This is a genomic window from Streptomyces sp. V4I8 (assembly GCF_041261225.1).
Lineage (GTDB): Bacteria > Actinomycetota > Actinomycetes > Streptomycetales > Streptomycetaceae > Streptomyces.
Genome location: NZ_JBGCCN010000001.1, coordinates 8781372 through 8793043 on the forward strand (window position 1 = coordinate 8781372; position 11672 = coordinate 8793043).

9 protein-coding genes are annotated in these 11672 nt (G+C 71.2%); 7 read left to right on the forward strand and 2 right to left on the reverse strand.

Going from position 1 to position 11672, the window contains the following annotated elements; all coding sequences use genetic code 11:
• Window positions 1–82: 82 nt before the first annotated feature.
• The 7 genes from ABIE67_RS39945 to ABIE67_RS39975 all read left to right on the forward strand — a co-directional run bounded on the left by ABIE67_RS39945 (window position 83) and on the right by ABIE67_RS39975 (window position 9608).
• Window positions 83–3307, forward strand: a complete 3225-nt coding sequence (locus tag ABIE67_RS39945) for a CHAT domain-containing protein (protein WP_370266451.1) — start codon at window positions 83–85, stop codon at window positions 3305–3307.
• Window positions 3304–3999, forward strand: coding sequence for a hypothetical protein (locus ABIE67_RS39950; RefSeq protein ID WP_370266452.1), 696 nt, complete (start codon window positions 3304–3306; stop codon window positions 3997–3999). The genes ABIE67_RS39945 and ABIE67_RS39950 overlap by 4 nt, the downstream gene beginning before the upstream one ends.
• A complete protein-coding gene (locus tag ABIE67_RS39955; RefSeq protein WP_370266453.1) occupies window positions 3999–4664 on the forward strand; it encodes an RES family NAD+ phosphorylase in 666 nt (221 codons plus the stop codon). The genes ABIE67_RS39950 and ABIE67_RS39955 overlap by 1 nt, the downstream gene beginning before the upstream one ends.
• A gap of 58 nt (window positions 4665–4722) precedes the next feature.
• On the forward strand, window positions 4723–5913 hold the full coding sequence (locus ABIE67_RS39960) for a macro domain-containing protein (RefSeq protein WP_370269411.1): 1191 nt from the start codon (window positions 4723–4725) through the stop codon (window positions 5911–5913).
• A gap of 197 nt (window positions 5914–6110) precedes the next feature.
• On the forward strand, window positions 6111–6791 hold the full coding sequence (locus tag ABIE67_RS39965; protein WP_370266454.1) for a VWA domain-containing protein: 681 nt from the start codon (window positions 6111–6113) through the stop codon (window positions 6789–6791).
• 301 nt (window positions 6792–7092) lie between these two features.
• Complete coding sequence (locus ABIE67_RS39970; RefSeq protein ID WP_370266455.1) at window positions 7093–7956, forward strand: protein phosphatase 2C domain-containing protein; 864 nt, start codon at window positions 7093–7095, stop codon at window positions 7954–7956.
• Complete coding sequence (locus ABIE67_RS39975) at window positions 7953–9608, forward strand: DUF4189 domain-containing protein (protein ID WP_370266456.1); 1656 nt, start codon at window positions 7953–7955, stop codon at window positions 9606–9608. Before ABIE67_RS39970 ends, ABIE67_RS39975 begins: the two co-directional genes overlap by 4 nt.
• A gap of 4 nt (window positions 9609–9612) precedes the next feature.
• Here the strand turns inward: ABIE67_RS39975 and ABIE67_RS39980 are convergent, their stop codons facing one another.
• Together ABIE67_RS39980 and ABIE67_RS39985 are read right to left on the reverse strand one after the other, a co-directional pair.
• Entirely contained in the window at window positions 9613–9774 is a 162-nt protein-coding gene (locus ABIE67_RS39980; RefSeq protein ID WP_370266457.1) for a hypothetical protein, read from the reverse strand.
• A 525-nt stretch (window positions 9775–10299) separates the two neighbouring features.
• Complete coding sequence (locus tag ABIE67_RS39985; RefSeq protein ID WP_370266458.1) at window positions 10300–11598, reverse strand: MFS transporter; 1299 nt, start codon at window positions 11596–11598, stop codon at window positions 10300–10302.
• Window positions 11599–11672: the final 74 nt, after the last annotated feature.

An 11672-nucleotide genomic window follows, 5' to 3' on the forward strand; every position in this document is an offset into this window, starting at 1 on the left:
CTACCGATCCAGACTCCGTTACGAAGGCGAATCCCCCAGATTGATCACGACCCGATACGCGCCCTAGCGGAGCGGGGGCGCGATGGACCTTGGCAGCGGCGGGACACGGAGGCTCCGGGCCTGGGCGCGGGATGCGGTCAAGCGGGCCGATCTGCTGATCCCCTTCCACCAGGTGCCCCCGAGGGTGCCGCGCGGGGTTGTCGTCGACCAGGCCTTCTTCGACCGGACTCTGGATGAACTGACGCAACTGGAACGGCTGTTGGAGTCGGATGGGCAGCGGCGCACCCCCGTGGTGGCCCGGCTGGGGGTCCTGCTCGCCCTGCGGCACATGAATGGCGGCCCGGCAGAGGATCGGGGCCGGGCGCTCGTGCACCTGCGCCACGTCCGCGAGGCGGAGCCGCAGGCCCCCAACTGGGAGCGGCAGTGTGTGGCGCTGTGCCTGCTGCTTCTGATGGCGCCGCCACCGCAACTCGGCGGTGGTATCGGCCTGGCCCCTGACTTCCCGGCCGCCCTGAACTGGTACCTGACACAGATCGGCCGCGACGGAATGGCCGAAGTGCCCGCGCTCCTCAGCGACGTCCAGGACCTACCGATGCCGCCCCAACTGCGGGCGGAAATACAGAAGTTGGATCCGGTGATGCCCGTGCTCGAGGAGCTGCTGCGGACGGGCGGCGTCAGCGACACGATGCAGCAGCGCCTGAAAGACGCCCTGCCCGAGGACTTCCCCTACGAAGGCCAACTCGGCGGGCTGGCCCACTCCATGGGACTGCGGAACGCTCCTGGGATGCCCTCGTCGCCACCGCACCGGGCAGCCGGTCGCGACGACCCGCCCCGAGAGCCGGCAGCCGGTGGTTCCGTCCGTCAGGTCGCCGGCGAGGTCGACGCCGAGACCTCCGCCGCGCTGCTCGCGGCAGCGGCAGCGATCGGGACGGGCGATCCGACACTGCTCGACACAGCCGTGCGCCAGATGGCCGAGGTCGCGGGCCGGCTTCCGCCGGGGCACCCGATGACCCTCACCATGAAGGCCGTGCGTGCCGTCCTGCTGCACGGCGCAGGCAGCATTACCGGCAGCGGCCAGGACGATGACTTCGCGCACCGAGTGACCGAGGAGATGAAGGCCGGTCTGGGGCTGGAGGAGGCAGCGCCCGCCTCGGGCGCGGACGCCGACGCCCGCCACGCGATTCGTATCCTCTCGGTGCTCTCCCGGATCTCGCGCGCCGAACGAGCCGAGGATCTGGGCAGGCTGGATGAGGTCCTGGACGAACTGCGGGGCCTCCATGCGACCGTGCCGAGGGAACAGGCCTCCTGGATTCTCGTTCCCCTGGCGCTGAGCCAGGCGTATCAGGCCCGTGGCTCGCTGCTGGAGGACGAGTCGGAGATCCTGCGCGGGCTCGCGCACCTGGAGGAGTGCGCACGGTCGGCGCCGCCGCCGTGGGACGAGATGCTGGGCGAGCTGAACAGGCAGGCGAAGCTCCTGCGCGGGCACTACGAGAGCGATCCCGCGCTGGTCGAGGAGAGCCTGTACGGGGCGGGCCGAGTGACTCCTGCCCTGCCCATGAAGCGCCAGCTCGAAGAGCAGCGTACGGCGCTCGCCCTGATGGAGCGGTACGAGTACACCGATGACCCTGCCGACCTGAACCGTGCCATTGCGAGCCTGGAGCGGATACGTGAACGCGCCCGGCAGGGCCAGGAAACGGCCTTCGCGGCGGACGCGCTGTGGCACCTCGTCAGGGCGTACTGGCTGCGGTGGTTCCGGACGCAGAACCCGGAGGAAGTGCACGCCGCCACGAATGCGGGGCTGGACGCCTTGCACGCCGTCTCGGCCGACGTACTCCTGCAGGTCGGCTCCGAACATGGCCTGCAGACGGCCCGGTCCGCGGCCGACCGAGCGCTCATGACCGCCCTGGAAGCGCTCGGCTACCGGCGGCACGACAGCCGGATGACGCTGTTCGCCACCCCGAGCATGGCCGAACTGCGGGCGGGGGTTGCGGCGGGCGACGCCGACGTACTGGTCTACCTGCTGCCCGGGCAGGGCGAGGCCCACGGGATGGCGATCGCCCTGGGACCGGACATGGAGCCGGAGGTGCTCGACCTGCCGTCGCTGCTCGCCACGCCGAGCGGCCCGCTGGCGGAGTACCTGAACGCTGCGGTGGCCCGCTCCCGGGTGGGCGGCGAGGTCAGCGAGCGCAGGTGGGAGAGGGCTCTTGGCCGCCTGTGCGACTGGGCCTCGTACGCGGTCATGGCACCGCTGACCGAGCAGCTCGAAGACCGCCTCGCCGCTTATGCCGGGCGGAACACGGCGCGGACCACCGCCCGGCGCGGCCCCCTCCGCCTCGTGCTGGTGCCGTGCGGGAACCTCGGCGTCGTGCCGTGGCATGCCGCGCGCCATCGTGAGCGGGGTGACTACCGCTACGCCTGCCAGGACCTGGTGGTCACCTACGCGGCGTCGGGCAGTCAGTTCCTCGCGGCGGTGGGCCGCGACCGTCTGCCGGTGGATGCGGCACCGGTGCTCGTGGCCGATCCACGGATGGACCTCACACACGCCGAACGCGAGATCAGCGCACTGCACCGTGCGTTCTACCCGCGGGCGCGGCTCTACGGGGAGTTCTACGAGGCGCCGGTTCCGCCCCAGGCGCCGGGAACGCCGGACGAGTTGCTGGCCGTACTGGGTCAGGCGTCGTTGCTTCATGTGGCGTCGCACGGGTCCGCCGGACCACGGCCGACCGTGTCGGCCCTCAGCCTGGCGTTCCCCGGCGACAGTGAGGTGTGGCCGGCCGAGCGAGGCGGCCCGGGCGCGGTGCCGGACCTGGGCATGCTGACCGTGACCCGGCTGCTGGATGTCACGGAAGACAGCGCCGAAGGCGCGGCCGCCGCCGTCGGACCCGCCGCCTCCGCTCGCCGTCGCGCCGGGCCGCTGGTCGTGCTGAGCGCCTGCGAGACGGACCTGAGTACCCGTGATCACGACGAGGCGTTGACGCTGACCACAGCGTTCGTGGCACGCGGCGCGCGGAACGTGGTGGGATCGCGATGGACGACGGTCGACAGCGCCTCGGCACTGATGATGGCGGTGTTCCACCATTTCGTGGCGGTCGAGGGCCAGGCCCCGGCGAACGCCCTGCGGTCGGCGCAGTTGTGGATGCTCGATCCACAACGCGAGGTTCCCGGCAGTGTCGGCGACGCGCTGGCGCGTGACGCCCAACTGCCGGGCCTGGACCGGCTGTCGGTGTGGGCCGCCTTCATTCATCAGGGACATCCGGGGCAACCTGGGCTGTCGGCCACCGCTGCGGCCATGGAGGGGGCCACGTGAATCCGGAGGAACTGCTCGACCTGGTCCGCCTGCACTGGGACGGCATCCGCAGCGCACTCGACGACGCGGACCGCGACGAACTCGTGTCCAGGCTCGGCGCACTCGCGGCCACGCCGCAGCAGGAGGCACGGGCGGTGCGCAGGGCCGTGCAGGGGGTACGGAAGGCGCTGGCGGATTTCCTTCCGCCCGGACACCCGGTGCGTACCGCGCTGGACGGCCCCCGGCTGGCCGGTCAAGTGGTGGTCGGCCCCCACGTGGTGGAGCAGGCGCGGGAACTGCACACCTGGCTCACCTCGGCCGGCCTTCGCACGTCCGGTGGCCCGGTGCCCGCTCTCCCCGCGGACCCCGAGGGGATCATCGCGGCGGTGCGACGACGGCTGCTGGCGCAGCCGTCGTTGTCGGCGCGGGAGGTACGCGACTGCTGCGACAGTACGGACGGGCTCATCGCACTGGACGATCCGGTGGACGGGCCGCGCTACCCGGCGTTCCAGTTCGCCGGTGACGGCGGCGCACCGATCCCCGTCGTGCGGCGGGTCAACCGGCTGCTCCTTGCGGACCAGGATCCGTGGGGCGCGGCCGACTGGTGGCTGAGTGGCAACCAGTGGCTGGGCGGGCGGCCCGCCGCACTGCTCGGGGTCCTGCCCGAGGAACTGCTGGCCGGTGCGGCCTCGGCGATGCTGGAGGGCGACTGATGCCCGACCGCCACCCGCCGACGGCGTACCGGATGACGCCGCACCTGTGCACGCTGCCTGCCGGTACCGAGTTGTGGCGGTGCCACAGCAGCCGCCGCCCTGCCGAGGGGTTCAATCCGGTCGCCGCCGACTCGCACTTCGGCGGCAACCGCTTCGACGGCACCCCCGAGGACCCGTATCCGTTCCTGTACGCGGGCGCCGAACCGGCCACCGCGCTGGCCGAGGTGCTGCTGCGTTCGCTGGCCTTCGACACGGGCTCGGGCCTGCGTCTGGTGCCCCGTGCGTGGGTGGCGGGCCGCTCGTTGACCCTGCTGCGGACCCGGGTGGAGCTGCGGCTCATCCAGTTGCTGTCCGAGGAGGACCTGGCCGCGGTGTGCCAGGACTCCTGGCTCCTTGAGACGGAGGGCGCGGGGTATGCGCAGACCCGACGCTGGGCGAGCGAGTTGCGCACCCAAGCCCCGGAGGCCCAGGGCCTGTTGTGGCACTCGCGGCGACACCGGCCGCGGCCCGCGGTGGTTCTGTTCGGCGACCGCTGCGGCGAGGACCCGCTCAAGCCCGACCCCGGCAGGGGGACGACCGACCTGGGGTCGCCGACGGGGATCACGGAGGCGAACCGGCTGCTCGCTCCCCTGCGCGCGGCAGTGGTCCCGGGAGAGTCGGGCTGACCGCTTGATGCGGTTTGTTGCAAGGGGCATCCTTGTCGTCATGCCATCCGGGACAGCCATGCCATCCGAGCCGGACGGTCACGGGCCGGCCGACCGTGTGTCGGTCGATCACGCCTCGGTCGTCCGTGACCTCGGAGTGCTCCGTCGCGCGGGGATCGTCCGGCTGCGCTCGCTGGATCTGCCGGCCCTCGCGCAAGCTGCGGCGCAGACCGGTCAGCCGTCCCCCGCCGCGGTGGAACAGCTGTTACGGCAGGCAGCGGCGCGACTCGACGGCGGCAGCCTGCAGGAGGCGGCCGCGTACACACTCGGGCTGACGCCGGGCACCCGCGACTGGCCGGGCGCCGACCGGCGCAGGCGAGCCGCCGGGGTCTACGGTGTCAGTGTGGAGCGGCTCCGTAAGTTCCATGAGCCGATGGTGCTGGACCAGGTCGCCGAACAGATCGTGCAGCTTGTGCAGTTGACCGGGCACGCCCCGCCCGCCGACCCGGCCTCGGACACCCACCGGGCGCTCCGCGCGCGGGCGGGCGGCCGGACGGTTCCGGTGACCCTGCACATCCACCCCGTCGATCTCCTGCGGGACGTGGACGTGATCGTCTCGCCCGCCAACACCTACTTCGCGCTGCCCGAGGCGTACAAGTCCTCGGTGTCGGCCTTGCTGCGCCGGGCCGGGGCGCGACGCGGCCCGACCGGGGATCTGGTGCAGGACGTCATCCGCGACGAACTGCGGGAGTGGGCCGCGCAGCGGCACACATCGGGACGCCCGGTGCTGCCCGGCACCGTGGCGGCCACGGGTTCCGGCGCCCTGGCGGAGCAGGGTGTACGCCGCATCTACCACGCGGCCGTCGCCGTGCCCCGCGCCGGGACCAACGACTACGACGTACTGCCCGCCGACGTGACCCGTGCGGTGGCCCGGGCCCTGACGATGCTGGCCGAGGAGCGCGACCGCTTCGATCCGCCGCTGCGTTCGGTGTGCCTGCCCCTGATCGGTTCCGGGCGGGGCGGCCTCTCGTACCAGCAGAGCCTCCACGCCCTCTGGGCGGCCGTCGAGGCGGAACTGGCCCGTGGAGCCGACTGGGACCTCCACCTGATCGTGCGCCGGGCCGCTTCGGCCGACCTGCTGACGCGCACGCTCACGGGAACGCTCACGGGTGACGGGACTGCCGGTATCCGCCCCGGTTCCGCCCGGTCCGCGACCAGCCCGCCTGGTGCACTGGAACAGGGGGGCGAGGCGGGCACACCGAATCGGTGAAGTCCAAGTCCCTTGTACAGCAACGGGGTTGAGGGGCCCTCGATGCGCGACGGCGTCGGCCGGGCCGCCGGTTTCCGGTACCGGCCGGGAGGGAACCACCGCTCGCGGATGAGCGTTCCGCACGGCATGGGGCCCGCCGGTCCGAACGCGCGGCACGCAACAGGCAGTCACAGCCGAGACGAGAGGGCACACTGACGATGAAGGAAAGCAACCGGGGGCATCTGCTCCCCATCTACGTCCTCGCCGACGAGTCGGGTTCGATGTACGCGCACATCGATGATCTCAACGATGGGCTGAAGTCCCTGCACCAGGCACTGCTGGGAGAGCCGATGGCCGCCGCCAAGGTGCGCTTCTCGGTACTCGGATTCTCCGACGACGTCATCGAGCGGGTGCACCAGGTGGACCTGCGCAGCGCGAACGAGTTCCCGAAGCTGCACACCCGCGGATCGACGAGCTACGCCGCGGCGTTCAAGGACCTCGCCGAGCGTATCCCGGTCGACGTCAAGGACCTCAAGAGCCAGGGCTACCAGGTGCACAGGCCTGCGGTGTTCTTCCTCAGCGACGGAGTCCCGAACGGCGGGGAGAACTGGCAGGAAGCGCTGCGCCGGCTCACCGACCGTTCGGTGACACCCGCCGCGCCGAACATCATCGCCTGCGGCATAGGTGACGCGGACGCGGAGACCATCAACAAGGTCGCCACGCAGCCGGAGTTCGGCTTCGTCGCCGACAAGGGTGTCGATGTCGGCGCGGCCATCGCGAAGTTCTGCGCCGCCCTCACCAAGAGCGTGATCGCCTCGGGCCGCTCACTCGATTCGTCGAACCCACACCTGCAGGTCGACAAGCCGGAGGGTTTCACCGTAGCGATCGACGTGATCTGACATGGCGCCGCCTTCCAACCGCCGCCGGGGGAAGACGCAGAGCGACCCCGCCCGGTACGTGCCACCGCCACCAGGACCACCGCCGATTCCGCCGCGGCCGCCGGAAACCCCGGAGGACCACCGGTTCGGCGAGGCGTCACGGGGCGCGCCCCGTGACCTGCCCGACGGCATGGCCGATGACGCGCCGTGGGACGTGAGGCCGGACGTGGCCGGACACGGTTCCGCCCCAGCGCCGCTCCGGCACCCGGGCAGTATCCCGTCCCCGCCGAACGGCCCCGCGGACCAGTGGGGTCCTGTCGTCGTGGACAGAGCCGTGATGGCCTTTGACCCGGTGCCTCCCACGGGGATGTCCTACCGCCCCGACACCGTCTGCGACGGCTGGTCGACGGCGGCACTGGACGTACGGCTGGCGTCCGTACGCGGCTACGAGCACCGGCACGACGGCACGCAGCGTGAGGACGACGCGGCGATCGCGTGGGACCAGGGCACCGGCACCGTGGCGTTCGCCGTCGCCGACGGCGTGTCCGAGGCCCACCAGCCGCACATCGGCGCGCAGTTGGCGTGCCGCAGCGCGGTCGACGAGATGCTGTCGCAGGTGAGGAACGAGGGTGGCTTCGTCGTCGACTGGCACAAGCTGCTGTCCACCGTGCACTGGCAACTGCGCGAGCAGGCCCGCCGACTTCTGCACCTGCAGGACGAGGCAGGGGTGCAGGAGACGGCCGAGCTGCTGGGTACGACCCTGGTCGCCGGCACGGCCACACCCACCGAACGAGGGGTGGAGGTCTCCGTGGTCTGGGTAGGCGACTCCGGCGTGTGGCAGCTCAGGCACGACCGCTTCCACGCGATGGGCGGCGGCAAGAGGACCGGGCCGGATGGGCTCCTGTCGTCCGCGGTGGACCCGCTGCCCCTCGTCCCGGCGGTCGTCCGCCCCCTTTCCACCGTCCTCGAACCGGGCACTGTCCTGCTCATCGGCACCGACGGTTTCGGCGACCCGCTCGGTGACGGTGAGGGAGCCGTGGGGCACCTGTTCCGCTCGGAGCTCCGGCGCCCCGTATCGCCGTTGAGGTTCGCGCACCTGCTGGACTTCTCCCGGGAGACGTTCGGGGACGACCGCACCCTGATCGCGCTGTGGCCGCGCGAGACGGCACCGGGAGCCCCCCGGTGAAGGTTCCGTGGGTCCGGCCCGACCAGCTGGGGCAGTACACGGCGCACCGCCTCGGCGACGGCGGGCAGGGCATCGTCTACGGGGTGCCCCGGGCACCGGGCAAGCTGAGCGGACAGCTGGCCTACAAGGAGTACCGGCCACAGGTGCGCCCGGACCCCGTCGCGCTGCAGGCGCTCGCCGCCTCGCTCTTCACCCTTGACCCGGCCGACCAGTCCTTTCTGTCCGACCGGCTGGCCTGGCCGACCGCGATCGTCTACAGGGGCCGTGCGCCCTTGCAACTGCCGCTCTCGGCGCACTCCGGCACCACCGTGGTCGGATTCCTCATGCAGCGCGTGGGGAGCGAGTTCGAGTTGAACAGCGCCGCGATCGGCGGTGTCAAACAGCAGGGCCTGGAGTTTCTGCTCAACCCGGAAGCGTTCCTGCAGACCATCGGGCTGACGCTCGACGACCGTACCAGGCTGGACCTGCTCACCGATCTCGCCTCGACGCTCAGTCGGCTGCACAAGGGGGGCGTCGTGGTGGGCGACCTCTCGCCGAAGAACGTCCTGTTCACCCTGGACGGTGGGCCCCGCGTCCTGCTGATCGACTGCGATTCGATGCGGTATCGCACCCAGGATGTACTGCCCCAGGTCGAGACCATCGGCTGGAGTGTCCCGGAGTCGGCGAAGGCCACGCCGGCCTCCGACACGTACAAGTTCGGACTGATCGCCGCAAGACTCTTCAACCAGGACCAGGTCAGTACGGATCTGGGGCCGCTGCGTGGCGTCGCGGCCGACGTGGCGGATCTTGCGCAGCGGAGCACACAGAGTGACCCGGCCCGGCGACCGGCGCTGGCGGAGTGGCTCCATCCACTGGAGCAGGCGCGCAACCGGACGCAGCCGGGCAAGCGCACCACGGTCAACGCCCCGAGGCCGTCGACGCCGCGCCCCGCACCGCGCCCCGCACCGCCCGCAACGCCGCGCCCCGTAGGGCCCGCGGCACCCGCTTTCCCCGGCGGAACAGGCCCGGCAGGAAACCCGGGTGGTAAGTCGTCGGGCAAGGCCGCCGCAGGTGTCGCCGCCGCCATCGCGGGAGTGATGCTCGTGTTCGCGCTCGCGGACGGCCACAGCACGTCGGGCGACGACTCCGGCTCCTCCGCGATCCCCCTTGTTTCTGCTGATCCGTACGTGCCCGACGATCCCACGTATGGTGACTCCGCCGTCGATCCCGTCGATCCCGTCGATCCGGACGACACGGTGACCGAGGACCCGTCGACGGAGGAACCCGACCCCGATCCGCTGACCGACGATCCCGCCCCCGAAACGACGGAAGCCCCGGCCCCGCCACCTGCCCCGACCTCGCCACCCGCGCCGCCTCCACGGCCGAACTATTACGGCGCCATAGCCGTGGCGCGCAACGGTGCCTACGGCCGAGCTTGGGACTACAAATCCGCCAGTGCTGCGCGGCAAGCCGCACTGAACAACTGCCCAGGCAGCTGCAAGGTCCTCGTGTCGTTCGCCAACAGCTGTGGCGCTGTGGCCTACAACCCCACCGCCCATCGCTACTGGGGTGGTCACGGCGCCAGTCAGACCGAAGCCAAGAACAACGCGATAAGCCATGCAGGCGGCGGGGATTGGATCACCGTGGTATGCACCACGCGGTATACCTCCTGAGCAGTCAGCTGATGCCATCCTGGAAGTCGCTGGTCAGGTCGGCTGGCTTGCGGGCCGGATAGCTTCTGACCTGGCCAAGGCGGTGAACCATCACGCGGGCGCTCAGCAGCCGGCCGCCCGCGGAGCGCGGGCCGGGCAGGGCCAGCAGGGCGTTTGCCGCATTCAACGCTCGCCGCCCTCCGGGGCTGGTTGGGCCCGGCCGGCAGCGCAGGGCCCGTCGAAGCGCTCAAGCCTCTTGGTCGTCCTGCGGCTCGGCGAGACGGTCGTCGACCGCTTCCAGCAGCAGCTCGACCAGCTCCCGAGCTTCGGACGGCTCGGCGGCCGGCGTCGCGCCCTGGTTGGATGCTCGCCTTCACCTCGAACATCCCTTGCCCGAGGCTCGGGTGCGTCCGGACTACGCGGTGTAGACCAGTTGGTGACGTCCGCCGCGCCACTGTGCCAGTACCTGCGCGAGGGCGACTGCTCGGTCGTTCGACGGCCATCGCGGGAGAACTCAGCAGGCGCGGCCGCCGCCCGAGCCACCGCACGGCTTGAGCAGTTCACACTGGCTGCGGCTCACTGGCGCACCGTCGACGAGGCGCCTGGCCGCTGGCTGAGGGGAGGGCCCGGCTCAGTCGCTGAGACGGGCGCTGTCCGATGAGGCTGCCTGCCTGGCGCAGGCTGCTCGACCCGGCAACCAGCCTTTTGTGGCTCAGCGTTCCAGCGGCTTGTGGGCGGTCTCGGGGAGCCGTAGGTACACCAGGGACGAGCCGAGGCACAGGACGGCGACGTACCAGGGGAAGAGGTCGGCGTGGCCCAGCTCCTTGAACAGCGTGCCGATGTACGGCGCCGTACCGCCGAACATCGCGACCGTCAGCGAGTACGGGAACCCGATGCCCGCCGCCCGCACCCGGGGTGGGAACACCTCGGCGTTCACGGCCGCGCTGATCGACGTGAACCCGGTCAGCAGCACCATTCCCGCGCACTGCACGAGCAGCAGCATCGCGAACGAATCGCGCAGGGCGTGCAGCAGGGGGACGGTGAGGAGCGTGAAGCCGAGGCCGAAGAAGAGGAGGAGGGGGCGGCGGCCGAAGCGGTCGGAGAGGAGGCCGCCGAGGGGCTGGAGCAGGCCGAAGAAGGCCAGCGAGATGGTGCCCGCGAGCAGCGCGTCCGACTTCTCGATGCCCGCGTTGAGTTCGGCGTACGTCGGCAGGTACGACGTCCAGGTGTAGTACGCGATCGTGCCGCCCGCCGTGATGCCGCAGATCAGCAGGGACTGGCGGGGATGGCGGCGCAGCGCCTCGAACAGGCCGGGGCGCGGGGCCTGTTGCTGTTCGGTGCTCCTGGTCTCCTGCGCGCCCTGACGGATCCAGAAGCCGACGAGGCTGAGTACGGCGCCGAGCACGAACGGCACCCGCCAGCCCCAGCCGTTCATCTGCCCGTCGCTCAACGTGTCCACCAGCAGCGTCGCGATACCGGACGCGACGAGCTGCCCGGCTGTCGTCGACACGTACTGGAAGCTGGAGAACAGCCCGCGACGGCCCGGTCCGGCCGACTCGACCAGGAAGGTCGTCGACGCCGCGAACTCGCCGCCCACCGACAGGCCTTGGAGCAGGCGGGCCAGGACCAGGACGACCGGAGCGAGGACGCCGGCCGTCTCGTACGTCGGCGTCAGCCCGACCAGCAGGCTGCTGCCGCCCATCAGCAGGATGGTGACCGTCAGGGCGGAGCGCCGGCCGCGGCGGTCCGCGATCGCGCCCATGAGCAGTCCGCCCACCGGACGCATGAAGAAGCCCACCGCGAAGACCGCGAACGTCGACAGCAGCGGTACCAGGGAGTTGCCCGCGCTCTTCGGGAAGACCTCGGCCGCGATATAGGTGGCGAGGAACGTGTAGGCGTACCAGTCGTACCACTCGACGGCGTTGCCGACCGAGGCGGCGAGGAGCTGGCGTACGGGCCGTGAAGCCGGCGGGGAATCCGTGCGCGTCGTCTCTGTCATGATCGCGACCATCCCCGCACCCGGGTCCCGGCACACCTCCCGTACCGGCGACTTTCACACGAGCGCCACCAGACCCTTCCCTGACG

Bases quoted from the DNA above. Each gene is read 5' to 3' on its own strand.
- ABIE67_RS39960 (WP_370269411.1), top strand. From the start codon at position 4,723: ATGCCATCCGAGCCGGACGGTCACGGGCCGGCCGACCGTGTGTCGGTC.
- ABIE67_RS39955 (WP_370266453.1), top strand. From the start codon at position 3,999: ATGCCCGACCGCCACCCGCCGACGGCGTACCGGATGACGCCGCACCTG.
- ABIE67_RS39985 (WP_370266458.1), bottom strand. From the start codon at position 11,598: ATGGTCGCGATCATGACAGAGACGACGCGCACGGATTCCCCGCCGGCT.
- ABIE67_RS39945 (WP_370266451.1), top strand. From the start codon at position 83: ATGGACCTTGGCAGCGGCGGGACACGGAGGCTCCGGGCCTGGGCGCGG.
- ABIE67_RS39965 (WP_370266454.1), top strand. From the start codon at position 6,111: ATGAAGGAAAGCAACCGGGGGCATCTGCTCCCCATCTACGTCCTCGCC.